Genomic DNA, 15,872 nt, shown 5'->3' with positions numbered 1-15,872 from the left:
AACCCAATTGCCATCGAAGAAGGATTAAGATTTGCGATCCGTGAAGGTGGAAGAACAGTTGGAGCAGGTGTAGTTGCTTCTATCATAAAGTAATTTTCATATAGGGATTATCAAATGCATAACCATCGGGACTAGGTTTGGCAGTCAAACCTAGTCCTTTAAAATGATATTGCTTAATTAAAAAGATTTCTGAATGAAGAAAAAATTTAAAGAACTGGATATGGAATAGAACATTTTCCGCATAATAATTGGAAAGAATAGTGGCTATACTAAGATAGGGAAATTAGCAAAAAATAACATAAGCATAGAGAAAAAAACACGAAACAGGTGGTTTTTTCTCTGTATTTATAATCGGTGAAAACATTGAAATAAGTCATGGTTAGCCGACCTATTGGGGAACAAAAATCGTATTGACATCTATTGCAAATTGTGATAGTTTTATTAAGTAATGGTATCAGAATGAGATATCTGCGTCGATTTGCTGGATAGTTGAGATAGACAGATAGGTTTTAGGAGGTGTAAACATGAGAGTGAAAGTTACCTTAGCATGTACAGATTGCAAGCAAAGAAATTACCACACAATGAAGAACAAGAAAAATGATCCTGAAAGATTAGAAATGAAGAAATACTGTAAGTTCTGCAAGTCCCATACAGCTCACAAAGAAACAAAATAATCCTATATTTTTTGTATGTTTACCCATATTAACATATAAGGATGTGAAATAAGCATATGGCAACACAAACAAATACGAATAATCCTGGAAAAACTCAAGATATGAGCAAATTTTTCAGAGGTGTAAAATCGGAACTTAAAAAAGTGAATTGGCCAAGTAGAAAAGACCTAATCAATTATACAACGGTTGTACTTGTAACCTGCGCCATTGCATCAGTAGGCGTATGGATTGCGGATACAATTTTTGGAAAAACTCTTCAACTAATCATAAAATAGTGAGGGAGGGAAGAGTGATTTATACAAAAGTATAAATGCTCTGCGATATGTCAGAAAAGGCTAAATGGTATGTGGTGCACACCTATTCAGGACATGAAAACAAGGTGAAAGCCAATATAGAGAAAATTGTAGAGAATAGGGGCATGGAAGAAGTTATCCATGAAGTACTCGTGCCTACAGAAGATGTAGTAGAAATTAAAAATGGTAAGAAAAAAGTGAAGCAAAAGAAAGTCTTTCCAGGCTATGTAATTGTGAACATGATTATGAATGATGAATCTTGGTATGTTGTTAGAAATACCAGAGGAGTTACAGGCTTCGTAGGTCCAGGATCGAAACCCATCCCTTTAACGGAAGAAGAAGTAAGAAATATGGGTATTGCAGAACCAACACCGCAAATTGATGTGGTGGTAGGAGATACAATCAAAGTTACTTCAGGTCCGTTTGAAAGCTTTATGGGCGTAGTGAAAGGCATAAATCTGGAAAAACATACTTTAAAGGTGCTTATTTCTATGTTTGGTAGGGAAACACCCGTTGAGCTTGATTTTACCCAAGTGCAGAAGTTATAGTTTATTGTTAAAAAGCTATATGCTTTTAAATATAAAAGATTTGTTGTAAGCGATAAATGATAAGCTTACACAGGGAAACGAGGAGGTGTAACAATGGCTAAAAAGGTTACAGGATTAGTAAAGCTACAAATCAATGCAGGAAAAGCTACTCCGGCACCACCAGTAGGTCCAGCACTTGGACAACAAGGTGTTAACATAATGCAATTCTGTAAAGAATTCAATGCTAGAACTGCAGATCAAGCTGGTTTGATTATACCAGTAGTAATTACTGTATATCAGGACAGATCATTTACATTCATCACAAAAACACCACCAGCCGCTGTTCTATTAAAGAAGGCTGCGAAAATTGAAAGTGGCTCAAGTACACCAAACAAAACAAAGGTTGCTAGAGTATCTATTGATAAGGTGAGAGAAATCGCAGAACTAAAAATGCCTGACTTAAATGCTGGAAGCGTTGAAGCTGCTATGAGCATGGTAAAAGGTACTGCAAGAAGTATGGGAATTGTAGTTGAAGAATAGTAGTTGTTAGGAGCAAATCGCGTGGGAGGTATTCTCAACACCGTTAAAACCACAAGGGAGGTAGCAAAATGCCAAAAAGAGGTAAGAAATATCAAGAAAGTGCGAAGTTAGTAGATAAAGCTGCGCTTTATGAAGCAAATGAAGCACTTGATTTAGTAGTAAAAACAGCAAAAGCAAAGTTTGATGAAACAGTTGAAGCCCATATCAAACTGGGTGTAGACTCAAGACATGCTGACCAACAAGTTAGAGGAGCGATTGTTTTACCACATGGTACAGGTAGAACAAGTAGAGTTCTTGTATTTGCAAAGGGTGACAAAGTGAAAGAAGCTGAAGCAGCTGGAGCAGATTTTGTTGGAGCAGAAGATATGGTTGAAAAGATTCAAAAAGAAAACTGGTTTGAGTTCGACGTTGTAGTTGCTACACCTGACATGATGGGATTAGTAGGACGACTAGGTAGAGTACTAGGACCAAAAGGTTTAATGCCAAACCCAAAATCAGGTACAGTTACATTTGATGTGGAAAAAGCTGTAAAAGAAATCAAAGCAGGTAAAGTGGAATATAGATTAGACAAAACAAACATCATTCACGTTCCGATCGGAAAAGTATCCTTTGGAACTGAAAAATTAAATGACAACTTCCATACGTTGATGGAGGCAGTTGTTAAAGCAAAGCCAGCGGCAGCTAAAGGACAATACCTTAGAAGTGTAGTGGTTGCCAGCACAATGGGCCCTGGCATTAAAATAAACCCAGTTAAGGTAATGGCATAATTTGCTATTGCTTCATTGTTGACATATAGATTTTACAATGATATAATCAAAGGCGTTGTAAATGAAAATATGAATATAAACCGTAGACAGTAGGAACCCGATTGGGTTTAAAATATCCTACCGAGGTTGAGACTATAGATTTCAATTTATTGAAAATTATAGAACCTCTCTATGTCTGCGGCAGAGAGGTTCTGTTATTTTATATAACAGAACGGACTTGGATTTAGAAGTTGTAGAGGAGGTGGACACCTAAATGTCAAACGCAATAGAGATCAAAAAGCAGATCGTGGAAGAAATCAAAGAGAAGTTCAGCAAAGCACAATCAGCAGTTGTTGTGGATTACCGTGGTCTTAATGTGGAAGAAGTGACAGAGCTTAGAAAGCGAATGAGAGAAGCAGGTATAGACTACAAAGTTTACAAAAACACAATGACAAGAATGGCTGCGCAGGAGACAGGCTTTGAAGCTTTATTAGGAGATCTAACTGGACCAAACGCCATTGCATTTAGCTACAGCGATCCAGTGATCCCTGCAAAAATCTTAAATGATTTTGCGAAGGATCATAAGAAGCTAGAATTAAAATCAGGTGTTGTAGAAGGTAAGTATTGTAGTCTTGATGAAATCAAAGCAATTGCTGAAATTCCATCGAAAGAAGTATTGCTTGCTAAATTACTTGGCAGCATTAAATCACCATTATCAAATCTTGCTTATTTACTTCAAGCAATTGCAGATAAGCAAAATGGTGCGGAAGCGTAAATTCATTATTACCTAAAATTTTTCGGAGGTGTATTTTAAAATGACAAGAGATCAAATTATTGAAGCGATTAAAAATATGACAGTTCTTGAATTAAACGAATTAGTAAAAGCATGTGAAGAAGAGTTCGGCGTATCTGCAGCAGCTCCAGTGGCAGTTGTAGGTGGAGGCGCAGCAGCAGCTCCAGTTGAAGAAAAAACTGAATTTGATGTTATCTTAGCTAGCGCTGGTGCAGAAAAGATCAAGGTTATCAAAGTTGTAAGAGAATTAACTGGCTTAGGATTAAAAGAAGCAAAAGACTTAGTAGACAACGCGCCAAAGACATTAAAAGAAGGTGCAGCTAAGGCAGAAGCAGAAGAAATCAAAGCGAAGTTATCTGAAGTAGGCGCTACAGTAGAAGTTAAGTAATTAAAGATGATCAAAAGGGACTCCAGAGCAATCTGGAGTACCTTTTTGTTTATAACACATAGGGAAATCGTCTAAATAAAAACAAATCATTTCGAATGAAATGATTTGCCAAGGACTGTAATGATTCAAATTCTACTAGCAATGATCTAAAGACATTAGTTATATTTTAGCATATAAACCAAGGCTTGACAATAAAAAAAGATTGTGATAGCATTATATAATGCCATACAACTCACGATTTTTCATTACGTGTATAAAAGGAAATTCAATTGGCAATAGTATAAAGGATAATACTAAAATAGCATATTTATCCACAATTTCCAATACATAAATAGACCTATTCATCATATATAAATAGACCTATCTATGTTTTACAATATATTTATGCTTCCAGTGAACTTGTTATAACTGGGGCATTCAAAGCAGATAACGGCAAGACTTTTAAAAGAAAGTTTTGTTAATATAGATTAAAGTTCTCTTCTTACAATTCTTAAGGAGGCTTTTCTGAAGCATTTGAGCTATAACCTTGCCTTGAGCCGGGTTTATAGTTTTGTCATGTGTTTTGAGTCGATCTTAAGGTTCGCAGAAAACTCTAAAACCAGGATACACTAGATTGTTTCTAGCGTTTCTTTGGTGTCACAAGCAGTTGCAGTAGCAGCATGCGATCTTTTATATTACTACAAGGGGTGAAAGAACATGCCACATCCTATTCAGGTCGGAAGAACAACCAGAATGAGTTACTCCAGCATCGACGAAGTAATAGACATGCCAAATCTGATTGAAATCCAGAGCAAGTCCTATGAGTGGTTTTTAAGGGAGGGATTACGAGAAGTTTTTGAAGACATTTCTCCAATTCAAGACTATACAGGAAATCTAATTCTTGAGTTTATTGATTATTCATTGGATGGGGAACCTAAGTATGAAGTTGAGGAATGCAAGGAAAGAGATGTTACCTATGCCGCTCCATTAAAAGTTAAGGTAAGATTAATCAATAAAGAGACTGGTGAGGTAAAGGAGCAAGAGGTATTCATGGGAGATTTCCCATTGATGACCGATAAGGGAACCTTTATTATCAACGGTGCAGAGAGAGTTATTGTCAGCCAATTGGTTAGATCGCCTGGACCTTACTACTCCCTTCAATTTGACAGAACCGGGAAAAAATTATTTTCTACAACGGTGATTCCAAATAGGGGCGCGTGGTTGGAATATGAAACAGATTCTAATGATATCATTTCTGTTCGTGTAGACAGAACAAGAAAGCAACCGGTTACAGTTCTATTAAGAGCCATGGGCTTCGGTACTGATGCCGAGATTATACAGCTGTTAGGTGAAGACGAGCGCTTAATGAATACCCTTGACAAGGATAATACAAAATCCCAGGAAGAGGGATTATTAGAAATCTATAAGAAGCTGAGACCTGGTGAACCACCAACAGTTGAAAGTGCAAAATCTCTCATTGATTCTTTATTTTTTGACCCTAAACGATATGATTTAATGAAGGTTGGTCGTTATAAATATAATAAAAAATTAGGCATCGTCAATAGAATTGTTGACTTTAAAGCGGCGGAAACCATCGTCAATCCGAATACTGGAGAGATATTCGTGGAAGAAGGCTTTAAAATTGACAGAGAGACAGCGATTGCCATTGAAAATTCAGGCATCAAAGCGGTTACTGTTATTGGAGAAGATGGAAAGCCTGTCAAAGTCATCGGCAACCATTTTGTAAATATTAAAGACTATATTACCTTTAATATAGATGATTTGGGTATCGAGAAAAAAGTGCATTATCCAGTACTCCGTGAAATTTTAGATACTTATAAGACTGAAGCTGAAATTCGGGAAGCATTAAAAGAAAGAAGCAGAGACTTATCACCAAAGAATATAATCATTGATGATATGATTGCTTCTATTAGTTATGTGTTAAATCTTGCCCATGGTATTGGTGAGGTCGATGATATCGATCATTTGGGCAATCGAAGATTGAGATCTGTTGGAGAATTGCTGCAAAACCAATTTAGAATTGGACTTTCCAGGATGGAAAGAGTTGTAAAGGAAAGAATGACAATCCAGGATATTGACGTCATTACACCGCAAGCGCTGATCAATATCCGTCCTGTAGCAGCTGCAATCAAAGAGTTCTTTGGAAGCAGCCAGTTGTCACAGTTTATGGACCAGACCAATCCTTTGGCTGAGTTGACTCATAAAAGAAGATTATCTGCATTAGGACCTGGTGGTTTATCCCGTGAAAGAGCAGGCTTCGAGGTTCGTGACGTTCACCACTCCCACTATGGGCGTATGTGTCCAATCGAGACACCAGAGGGTCCAAACATCGGTTTGATTGGTTCCTTAAGTACCTATGCTAGGATCAATGATTATGGATTCATTGAATCTCCATACCGTAAAGTGGATAGAAAAAGAGGCTTGGTAACTGAGGTAATCGAGTACTTAACCGCTGATGAAGAAGATAAATTTATCATCGCGCAGGCCAATGAACCGCTAGATGAAGAAGGAAGATTCATGAACCGCAGGGTAACGGCCAGAACGAAGAATGGCGGTATTGACGTAGTTCCGAAAGATGAAGTAGATTACATGGATGTATCGCCAAAGCAAGTGGTATCTGTGGCTACTGCCATGATTCCTTTCTTGGAAAACGACGACGCAAACCGTGCCCTAATGGGTGCCAACATGCAACGTCAGGCCGTTCCATTGTTAAGAACGGATGCGCCGGTAATTGGTACGGGAATGGAGTACGTTTCAGCTAAGGATTCTGGCGTTGTGCTCTTGGCAAAAAATGCTGGAATTGTGGAACGAGTAAGTGCAGATGAAATCATTATTAAAAGGGACTCCGATGGAGGCCGTGATAAATATAAATTGTTGAAGTTTAAACGTTCTAACCAAGGTACCTGTATCAATCAAAGACCGATTGTTCATAAGGGTGAGCATTTGGCGAAGGGTGATACCATTGCGGATGGACCATCTACTGACAACGGTGAGATTGCATTAGGAACAAACCTATTGATTGGTTTCATGACTTGGGAAGGCTATAACTATGAGGATGCCATCCTCTTAAATGAAAGACTTGTAATGGAAGATAGATTGACTTCTATTCATATCGAAGAATATGAAGCAGAAGCGAGAGATACAAAATTGGGTCCAGAAGAAATCACAAGGGATATACCAAACGTTGGAGAAGATGCTCTTAGGGATCTTGACGAGAGAGGAATTATCCGCATTGGTGCGGAAGTCAATTCCGGCGATATCCTTGTGGGTAAAGTAACACCAAAGGGAGAAACGGAGCTTACGGCAGAAGAAAGATTACTTCGCGCAATCTTTGGAGAAAAGGCCAGAGAAGTAAGAGATACATCCTTAAGAGTACCCCATGGTGAATCAGGCATCATTGTAGATGTAAAAGTATTTACCCGTGAAAATGGAGACGAATTGCCTCCAGGTGTGAATATTTTGGTAAGATGTTATATTGCGAAGAAGAGAAAAATCAACGTAGGGGATAAAATGGCAGGACGTCATGGTAATAAAGGGGTAATCTCCAGAATATTACCAGAGGAGGATATGCCTTTCCTTGAGGATGGAACACCACTTCAGGTTGTATTAAACCCATTAGGGGTGCCTTCTCGTATGAACATTGGTCAGGTACTCGAGGTGCATTTGGGTCTTGCAGCTAGGAAAAAAGGATGGAAGGTGGCAACACCAGTATTCGATGGTGCCAGCGAGCAGGATATTCGTGAAGCCTTGCAGGAATGTGGATACCCAGAAGATGGTAAGCTTGTGCTATATGATGGAAGAACAGGTATGCCTTTTGACAACAGAGTAACTGTTGGATACCTATATATGCTGAAACTGCACCACTTGGTAGATGATAAAATCCATGCAAGAAGCACAGGACCTTATTCATTGGTTACGCAACAGCCGTTGGGCGGTAAGGCTCAGTTCGGTGGTCAGCGTTTTGGTGAGATGGAGGTTTGGGCGTTGGAAGCCTATGGTGCTGCCCATACCCTTCAGGAAATTTTAACGGTTAAATCCGATGACGTGGTAGGCCGTGTAAAAACTTACGAAGCCATTGTGAAGGGTGAGAATATACCTGAACCAGGAGTGCCTGAATCCTTTAAGGTACTAATCAAAGAATTACAGAGTTTGGCGCTGGATGTAAAGGTATTAACAGAAGATGATGCTGAACTGGAAATTAGAGAATCTGTAGATGAGGATATCAGTGACTTAAATGTAATTCTTGAAGGCGAAGAATTCAATAATTACACCGAAGAATATGAAGAGCAAGAAGTGAAAGAGGATACTGATTCAGAAGAATTCTTTGATGAAGACGATATTGAGAGAGAAGAGTTTATCAGCGAAGACGATTATAGCGAATATGAAGAATACGATGATGAATTTTAATCAGGTTTAATAGGATGTTAACGCTGAATCATAAAATGTATAAGATCCAGATGGAGCAAAGTCTCCATCTGGATTAGCACTGAGCAGTGAAGAAAATGAATGAGGGTCATCATTAAACCAATAAGAAGGGAGAGAAACTCCTTGTTTGAATTAAATAATTTTGAATCCATTAAGATTGGTCTTGCATCACCGGAGAAGATTAGAAGCTGGTCCAAAGGTGAGGTAAAAAAGCCTGAAACAATTAACTATAGAACATTGAAGCCAGAGAAGGAAGGTCTTTTTTGTGAAAAAATATTTGGACCTCAGAAGGACTGGGAATGTCACTGTGGTAAATACAAGAGAGTAAGATACAAAGGTGTTGTCTGTGATCGTTGCGGCGTTGAGGTGACAAAATCTAAAGTAAGACGTGAGAGAATGGGGCACATAGAATTGGCTGCTCCTGTATCTCATATTTGGTATTTCAAAGGAATACCAAGCCGTATGGGATTATTGTTGGATATGTCCCCAAGATCCTTGGAAAAAGTATTATATTTTGCATCCTACATTGTTACCAATCCAGGGGAAACAGCGTTAAGCTATAAACAGCTTTTAAGCGAAAAAGAATACAGAGAATATAGAGATAAGTACGGAAATGCCTTCAAAGCATCCATGGGTGCAGAGGCAATCAAAGATATATTGAAGCAAATAGATCTTGAGAAACTGTCAAAGGATTTAAGATTAAAGTTGAGAGATAGCTCTGGACAAAAAAGAATTCGAACCATTCGAAGACTTGAGGTAGTTGAGGCGTTTAAGAAATCTAACAACAGACCAGATTGGATGATTTTGGATGTAGTACCTGTCATTCCGCCAGAGCTTAGGCCAATGGTGCAGTTGGATGGAGGAAGATTCGCCACATCTGATTTAAATGACCTATATCGAAGAGTGATTAATAGAAACAACCGTTTGAAGAGACTATTGGATCTTGGAGCACCTGATATCATTGTCAGAAATGAGAAAAGAATGCTTCAAGAAGCGGTAGACGCTTTAATTGATAACGGTAGAAGAGGAAGACCTGTTACCGGACCTGGAAACAGACCATTAAAGTCTTTATCAGACATGTTAAAAGGGAAACAGGGTCGTTTCCGTCAGAACCTATTGGGTAAGCGTGTTGACTACTCAGGACGTTCTGTTATCGTTGTAGGACCTGAATTGAAATTCTATCAGTGTGGTCTGCCAAAGAAAATGGCACTAGAGTTATTCAAACCTTTTGTTATGAAACGATTGGTAAATGACGGTTATGCCCACAATATTAAAAGTGCCAAAAGAATGGTTGAACGGGTTCGATCAGAGGTTTGGGATGTACTAGAAGAAGTTATCAGAGAACATCCAGTTCTGTTAAACCGTGCCCCTACCCTACATAGATTAGGAATTCAAGCCTTTGAGCCAATCTTAGTAGAAGGAAAGGCGATTAAGCTCCATCCATTGGTATGTACTGCATATAATGCTGACTTTGATGGTGACCAGATGGCTGTTCACGTGCCGCTGTCTGTAGAGTCTCAAGCAGAAGCAAGATTTTTAATGTTGTCCGTAAACAACATCCTGAACCCAAAAGATGGATCTCCAGTTACAACACCTACTCAAGATATGGTGCTAGGCAGTTACTATATGACGGTAGAGGTTGAAGGGGAGAAGGGCGAAGGCATGATCTTCAAGGATCACGAAGAAATGCTGATGGCCTATGAAAACAAAATTGTGGGGCTTCATGCAAAGGTAAAAGTGAGAAGAAAGCTTTCCAAGGATGATCCAGGTAAACTGGTAGAAAGTACTGTGGGAAGATTTATATTCAATGAAAAAATTCCGCAGGATTTAGGCTTTGTAAATAGAGCAGAAAATTTATATGCGTTAGAAGTAGATTTCCTCTGTGATAAGAAATCCTTAGGAAAAATTATTGATAAATGCTTTAGAGTTCATGGAAATACTGTAACAGCTTTATTGCTAGATCATATCAAGGCGATGGGCTTCCACTATTCAACCATTGGTGCTATCACTATCAGTGTATCGGATATGGAAATACCACAAGAAAAAGAAGAGCTATTGTCAAAAGCGGATGAAACTGTTGATAAATATGAGAAAGCTTACAGAAGAGGTCTGATCTCCGATGAAGAGCGATACGAGAAAGTTATCCAAACATGGCAGGAAACAACGGAAAAAGTTACCGATGCGTTGATGAAAAACCTAGGCAGATTGAATAATGTATTCATCATGGCCCATTCTGGTGCGAGGGGTAGTAAAAACCAGATTCGTCAGCTGGGTGGTATGCGTGGATTGATGGCCAATGCTTCTGGTCATACGGTAGAAATGCCAATCAAAGCGAACTTCCGTGAAGGATTATCAGTACTTGAGTACTTTATCTCCACCCACGGTGCGAGAAAGGGTCTTGCAGATACAGCCCTACGTACAGCCGACTCCGGTTATTTGACAAGAAGATTGGTTGACGTAAGCCAGGACGTAATTATTCGTGAACTTGACTGTGGCACGAACGAAGGAATCGTTGCAGAAGATTATAGAGATGGCAATGAAATCATTGAACCGTTATATGACAGAATCGAAGGAAGATATGCTCTTGAAGATATCATCCATCCTGAAACAGGTGAGGTTATTGTTGAAGCTAACAAAATGATTTCAGGAAAAGCAGCAGATATTATTATTGGTGCCGGAATCACAAAGGTAAAAATAAGAACTGTACTGCATTGTAGAACAAGACACGGCGTTTGTGGTGTATGTTATGGAAGAAACCTGGCGACAGGAGAGCCTGTAAACGTGGGAGAGGCAGTTGGTATTATCGCTGCCCAGTCCATCGGTGAGCCAGGAACACAGTTGACCATGCGTACCTTCCATACCGGCGGGGTTGCTGGTGCCGATATTACCCAAGGTCTACCGAGGGTAGAGGAACTATTCGAAGCCCGTAAGCCAAAGGGATTGGCCATTATCGCTGAGGTGGATGGTGTAGCTGCCATCAATGAAACCAAAAAGAAACGGGAAGTGATCGTTACTTCTCCTGATGGTGAAAGCAGAACCTACTCTATCGCCTATGGCTCAAGAATTAAGGTGAAGAATGGTCAGCAATTAGAAGCAGGAGATGAGATTACGGAAGGTTCCGTAAACCCCCATGATATTTTAAGAATCAAAGGTGTAAGCGGCGCCCAACAATATCTTGTGCGCGAAGTACAACGGGTTTACAGAATGCAGGGTGTTGATATTAACGATAAACACATTGAGGTTATCGTAAGACAAATGATCTCTAAGGTGAAAGTTGAAGACTCAGGAGATACAGAACTTCTCCCAGGTGGTCTGATCAATCTCTATGATTTTGAAGAAGATAATAAGCGCACAGAAGAAGACGGCGGTAAGCCGGCTGTTGGTAGAAGAGTCCTGCTTGGTATTACAAAGGCATCCCTTGCGACAGAATCATTCTTGTCAGCGGCTTCCTTCCAGGAAACTACGAGGGTGCTAACTGAGGCTGCGATTAAGGGTAAAGAAGATCATCTGATCGGACTAAAGGAAAATGTAATTATTGGTAAGCTCATCCCGGCAGGTACAGGTATGAGAAGATACAAGAATATTGCCATAGAACATGAAAACAGTCCGAAGGAACCAGTTAACAATTAGTTGTTGACAGGGATTGCCCTTAGTGGTAAAATATCAAAGTGTGTAAATTAACAAGATAGTGGACTTTTTAAATATACTGAAAGATTATGTGTATACACATAATCTTTCAGGTGTTTATTAAAGGAGGATACTATAGATGTTAGAAGAATTAAAAAATCAAAACAAACTCATTATCGGAACAAAGCAGGCACTAAAGGCGATAAAAGAAGGAAGAGCTCAAACCCTTTTTATTGCTAAAGACGCAGAAAAACACGTAACAAGAAACATCGAGGATGCAGCAAGAGAAGTACAGCTTCAGATCGTATACGTGGAATCCATGAAAAAATTGGGAAAAGCGTGCGGCATCGAAGTGAGCGCTGCAACGGCTGTGATCCTGAAGTAACATTGGGACTATGAAGTCTTTGGACTTTATGGGCCAGTTAAACATCGTTAAGCATAGGCTTAGGTTTTCCTATGTATATAAATACCAAAAGAACCATGGAATTAGAAGGAGGTGCACAGAATGCCTACAATTAGCCAATTAGTACGTAAAGGTAGAGAAAAAGTTGAGTACAAATCAACAGCTCCAGCTTTACAAAAAGGTCTTAACACATTGCACAGAAAGCAAACAGATTTAAGTGCTCCACAAAAAAGAGGGGTATGTACATCTGTTAAGACAGTAACGCCAAAGAAACCTAACTCAGCGTTAAGAAAAGTTGCAAGGGTAAGATTGACAAACGGTATCGAGGTAACAGCGTATATCCCAGGTATCGGACACAACTTACAAGAGCACAGCGTTGTATTGATCAGAGGCGGAAGGGTAAAAGACTTACCAGGGGTTAGATACCACATCGTAAGAGGTACCCTAGATACTGCAGGTGTTAAAAACAGAAATCAGGCAAGATCTAAGTACGGTGCAAAGAGACCTAAAGCAGCTAAATAATTCGTCGAGCGGACCTATATCCACCCTCCCATGAGGGTTGGATTTCATATATTGTATGAAGACGCACGACGGCAATCTTAGGGTTGTCGAGTACCGATGAGAGAAATGATTGTTAAGGAGGGAAGAAAAGTGCCAAGAAAAGGACATGTACCAAAGAGAGAAGTATTGCCAGATCCAGTGTACGGAAGCAAGGTGGTTACGAAGTTAATCAACAGCGTTATGTTGGATGGTAAAAGAGGAACTTCACAAAAGATTGTATATGATGCATTTCAAATAATCCAAGAAAAAACAGGTAGCGATCCTCTAGAGGTATTTGAAAAGGCAATGAACAACATCATGCCAGTGCTTGAAGTAAGAGCAAGACGTGTGGGTGGTGCCAACTACCAAGTACCAGTAGAAGTAAGACCTGAAAGAAGACAAACGCTAGGCTTAAGATGGTTGGTTGGTTATACTCGTAAGAGAGGCGAAAAGACCATGGATGAGAAACTGGCGAAAGAGCTTATGGATGCAGCAAACAATACGGGTGCATCTGTGAAGAAGAAAGAAGATACCCACAAGATGGCAGAAGCCAACAAGGCATTTGCACATTACAGATGGTAAGAATAGAAAGAGTTTGCTAAACTTTGGTTTAACAAACCTAATATTGGGAACAATATTTTCTGTAGCAATTCCGAGAAAAGAAAGGAGGAAAAATTGTGCCTAGACAGTTTTCACTAGAAAAAACCCGTAATATTGGTATCATGGCGCATATCGATGCGGGTAAGACAACGACAACTGAAAGAATTTTATTCTATACAGGTAGAACCCATAAAATTGGAGAAGTACATGAAGGTGCTGCGACGATGGACTGGATGGAGCAAGAGCAGGAAAGAGGTATCACAATTACTTCAGCTGCTACGACTGCCCAATGGAATGATCATAGAATAAACATTATAGATACACCGGGACACGTGGACTTTACCGTAGAGGTTGAGAGATCCTTGCGTGTTCTTGACGGATCCGTAGCAGTTTTCTGTGCAAAAGGTGGCGTTGAGCCCCAATCAGAAAATGTTTGGCGTCAAGCTGATAAATATAAAGTACCAAGAATGGCCTATGTAAACAAAATGGATATCATGGGCGCTGATTTCTACAGAGTTATCGATATGATGAAAGACAGATTAAAGGCAAATGCAGTGCCAATTCAATTGCCGATTGGTGCTGAAGATACTTTTACTGGAATCATTGACCTTGTAGAAATGAATGCCAGAATTTACAAAGACGATCTTGGAAAAGATATTGAAGTCACTGAAATCCCAGCGGAGTTAAAGGACAAAGCTGAAGAATTCAGATTAGGATTAGTAGAAGCCGTAGCTGAATCAGATGAAGAATTAATGATGAAATACCTGGAAGGCGAAGAGCTTACAAAAGAAGAAATCATGAAGGGAATCAGAAAACAGACAATTGCCAATGCAATGGTACCTGTTGTTTGTGGTTCATCCTATAAGAACAAAGGGGTACAGTTGATGCTGGATGCAGTCGTTGCATACATGCCATCTCCATTAGATATTCCTGCGATCCAAGGGGTAATTCCTGAAACGCAAGAAGAATCTGAGAGACATGCTAGCGACAGCGAGCCATTCTCAGCCCTTGCGTTCAAAATCATGACAGACCCTTATGTAGGTAAGCTTTGCTTCTTCAGAGTATATTCAGGGGTACTTCAATCAGGTTCCTATGTATATAACTCAACAAAAGAGAAGAAAGAAAGAATCGGACGTATCCTTCAAATGCATGCCAACAGTAGAGAAGAGATCACAGAGGTTTACTCTGGTGATATCGCTGCTGCAGTAGGTTTAAAGGATACAACAACTGGTGACACGTTGTGTGATCAAGCACATCCGATCATTCTTGAGTCTATGGAATTCCCAGAGCCTGTTATTGAGATTGCTATTGAGCCTAAAACGAAGGCTGGTCAAGAAAAAATGGGTGTGGCTCTTCAGAAGCTTGCTGAAGAAGATCCAACATTTAGAACTTGGACCAACCAAGAGACAGGTCAAACAATCATCGCTGGTATGGGTGAGCTTCACCTTGAAATTATCGTAGATAGAATGCTAAGAGAGTTTAAGGTAGAAGCCAATGTAGGTAAGCCACAGGTTGCTTACAAAGAAACAATTACTGCCCCTGCAGATGTAGATATGAAATATGCTCGTCAGTCTGGTGGTCGTGGACAATACGGACACGTTAAGATTAGAGTGTTCCCACAAGAGCCAGGTGCTGGATATGAATTTATCAACTCAACGGTTGGTGGATCTATTCCAAGAGAATATATTTCTCACGTTGATGCCGGTATTCAAGGAGCCATGGAAAATGGTGTGCTTGCTGGCTACCAGTGTGTAGACGTAAAAGTTGAATTATATGATGGATCTTACCATGAGGTTGACTCATCTGAAATGGCATTTAAAATTGCCGGATCTATGGCGTTTAAAGAAGCTGCGAAGAAGGCAAAACCTGCTATTCTTGAGCCATACTTCAAGATTGAGGTAGTTGTAGCTGAAGAGTACATGGGAGACGTAATTGGTGACATAAACTCAAGACGTGGTAGAATTGAGGGTATGGAAGCAAGAGCGGGTGCTCAGGTTGTTAGAGGATACGTGCCGCTATCTGAAATGTTTGGATATGCAACAGATCTTCGTTCCAAAACACAAGGTAGAGGAACATATACAATGGTATTTGACCACTATGAGCAAGTACCAAACAGCATTGCTGAAAAGATTATTGCAGGGAACAAATAAAAAATACATGTTGCCAAATCTTTGGTTTGGCAACTTCATAAAATATCTTTACGATTGAATGTAAGGTTAAAAGGAGGAAGAAAGAAATGGCAAAAGCTAAATTTGAAAGAAATAAGCCCCACGTAAACGTAGGAACAATTGGACACGTTGACCACGGTAAAACAAC

Annotated in this window: 14 protein-coding genes and 1 other annotated feature; all 14 genes read left to right on the top strand. The window is 39.6% G+C overall.

The window, feature by feature from the left end; translation table 11 throughout:
- Nucleotides 1–93: EF-Tu C-terminal domain-related protein (locus HNQ80_RS25065; RefSeq protein WP_330603012.1), on the top strand; the 93-nt coding region annotated here is incomplete at its 5' end.
- A 431-nt stretch (nt 94–524) separates the two neighbouring features.
- Complete coding sequence (gene rpmG / locus HNQ80_RS25060) at nt 525–674, top strand: 50S ribosomal protein L33 (RefSeq protein WP_184313918.1); 150 nt, start codon at nt 525–527, stop codon at nt 672–674.
- A 56-nt stretch (nt 675–730) separates the two neighbouring features.
- Nucleotides 731–949: a preprotein translocase subunit SecE gene (secE, locus tag HNQ80_RS25055; protein ID WP_184313917.1), complete on the top strand. Its 219-nt coding sequence runs from the start codon at nt 731–733 to the stop codon at nt 947–949.
- A 47-nt stretch (nt 950–996) separates the two neighbouring features.
- Entirely contained in the window at nt 997–1,515 is a 519-nt protein-coding gene (nusG, locus tag HNQ80_RS25050) for a transcription termination/antitermination protein NusG (RefSeq protein WP_184313915.1), read from the top strand.
- Between the two features lie 93 nt (nt 1,516–1,608).
- Nucleotides 1,609–2,034 carry a 50S ribosomal protein L11 gene (gene rplK / locus HNQ80_RS25045; protein WP_184313913.1) on the top strand — a complete coding sequence of 142 codons (426 nt, stop codon included), beginning with the start codon at nt 1,609–1,611 and terminating at the stop codon, nt 2,032–2,034.
- A 68-nt stretch (nt 2,035–2,102) separates the two neighbouring features.
- Nucleotides 2,103–2,801, top strand: coding sequence for a 50S ribosomal protein L1 (gene rplA / locus HNQ80_RS25040; RefSeq protein WP_184313911.1), 699 nt, complete (start codon nt 2,103–2,105; stop codon nt 2,799–2,801).
- A gap of 62 nt (nt 2,802–2,863) precedes the next feature.
- Nucleotides 2,864–3,006, top strand: a sequence feature (ribosomal protein L10 leader region).
- 48 nt (nt 3,007–3,054) lie between these two features.
- Nucleotides 3,055–3,555 (top strand): 50S ribosomal protein L10, encoded by a 501-nt coding sequence (rplJ, locus tag HNQ80_RS25035; RefSeq protein WP_184313909.1) that lies wholly within the window; start codon nt 3,055–3,057, stop codon nt 3,553–3,555.
- Between the two features lie 40 nt (nt 3,556–3,595).
- On the top strand, nt 3,596–3,961 hold the full coding sequence (rplL, locus tag HNQ80_RS25030) for a 50S ribosomal protein L7/L12 (protein ID WP_184313907.1): 366 nt from the start codon (nt 3,596–3,598) through the stop codon (nt 3,959–3,961).
- 696 nt (nt 3,962–4,657) lie between these two features.
- Complete coding sequence (rpoB, locus tag HNQ80_RS25025) at nt 4,658–8,368, top strand: DNA-directed RNA polymerase subunit beta (protein ID WP_184313905.1); 3,711 nt, start codon at nt 4,658–4,660, stop codon at nt 8,366–8,368.
- Nucleotides 8,369–8,509: 141 nt separating this feature from the next.
- Nucleotides 8,510–12,016 (top strand): DNA-directed RNA polymerase subunit beta', encoded by a 3,507-nt coding sequence (gene rpoC / locus HNQ80_RS25020; RefSeq protein ID WP_184313903.1) that lies wholly within the window; start codon nt 8,510–8,512, stop codon nt 12,014–12,016.
- 136 nt (nt 12,017–12,152) lie between these two features.
- Nucleotides 12,153–12,398: a ribosomal L7Ae/L30e/S12e/Gadd45 family protein gene (locus HNQ80_RS25015; protein ID WP_184313901.1), complete on the top strand. Its 246-nt coding sequence runs from the start codon at nt 12,153–12,155 to the stop codon at nt 12,396–12,398.
- Between the two features lie 120 nt (nt 12,399–12,518).
- On the top strand, nt 12,519–12,938 hold the full coding sequence (gene rpsL / locus HNQ80_RS25010; RefSeq protein WP_184313899.1) for a 30S ribosomal protein S12: 420 nt from the start codon (nt 12,519–12,521) through the stop codon (nt 12,936–12,938).
- Between the two features lie 129 nt (nt 12,939–13,067).
- Complete coding sequence (gene rpsG, locus HNQ80_RS25005) at nt 13,068–13,538, top strand: 30S ribosomal protein S7 (protein WP_184313897.1); 471 nt, start codon at nt 13,068–13,070, stop codon at nt 13,536–13,538.
- Nucleotides 13,539–13,633: 95 nt separating this feature from the next.
- Nucleotides 13,634–15,706 carry an elongation factor G gene (gene fusA / locus HNQ80_RS25000; protein WP_184313895.1) on the top strand — a complete coding sequence of 691 codons (2,073 nt, stop codon included), beginning with the start codon at nt 13,634–13,636 and terminating at the stop codon, nt 15,704–15,706.
- Nucleotides 15,707–15,872 lie beyond the last annotated feature (166 nt).

This window comes from Anaerosolibacter carboniphilus (genome assembly GCF_014205875.1).
GTDB classification, from domain to species: domain Bacteria; phylum Bacillota; class Clostridia; order Peptostreptococcales; family Thermotaleaceae; genus Anaerosolibacter; species Anaerosolibacter carboniphilus.
This window is presented reverse-complemented; position numbering and strand designations above follow the sequence as displayed.

What these genes read in the sequence shown, in the direction of transcription:
- rpmG (WP_184313918.1), top strand. Translation starts at nt 525, where the DNA reads ATGAGAGTGAAAGTTACCTTAGCATGTACAGATTGCAAGCAAAGAAAT.
- secE (WP_184313917.1), top strand. Translation starts at nt 731, where the DNA reads ATGGCAACACAAACAAATACGAATAATCCTGGAAAAACTCAAGATATG.
- nusG (WP_184313915.1), top strand. Translation starts at nt 997, where the DNA reads ATGTCAGAAAAGGCTAAATGGTATGTGGTGCACACCTATTCAGGACAT.
- rplK (WP_184313913.1), top strand. Translation starts at nt 1,609, where the DNA reads ATGGCTAAAAAGGTTACAGGATTAGTAAAGCTACAAATCAATGCAGGA.
- rplA (WP_184313911.1), top strand. Translation starts at nt 2,103, where the DNA reads ATGCCAAAAAGAGGTAAGAAATATCAAGAAAGTGCGAAGTTAGTAGAT.
- rplJ (WP_184313909.1), top strand. Translation starts at nt 3,055, where the DNA reads ATGTCAAACGCAATAGAGATCAAAAAGCAGATCGTGGAAGAAATCAAA.
- rplL (WP_184313907.1), top strand. Translation starts at nt 3,596, where the DNA reads ATGACAAGAGATCAAATTATTGAAGCGATTAAAAATATGACAGTTCTT.
- rpoB (WP_184313905.1), top strand. Translation starts at nt 4,658, where the DNA reads ATGCCACATCCTATTCAGGTCGGAAGAACAACCAGAATGAGTTACTCC.
- HNQ80_RS25015 (WP_184313901.1), top strand. Translation starts at nt 12,153, where the DNA reads ATGTTAGAAGAATTAAAAAATCAAAACAAACTCATTATCGGAACAAAG.
- rpsL (WP_184313899.1), top strand. Translation starts at nt 12,519, where the DNA reads ATGCCTACAATTAGCCAATTAGTACGTAAAGGTAGAGAAAAAGTTGAG.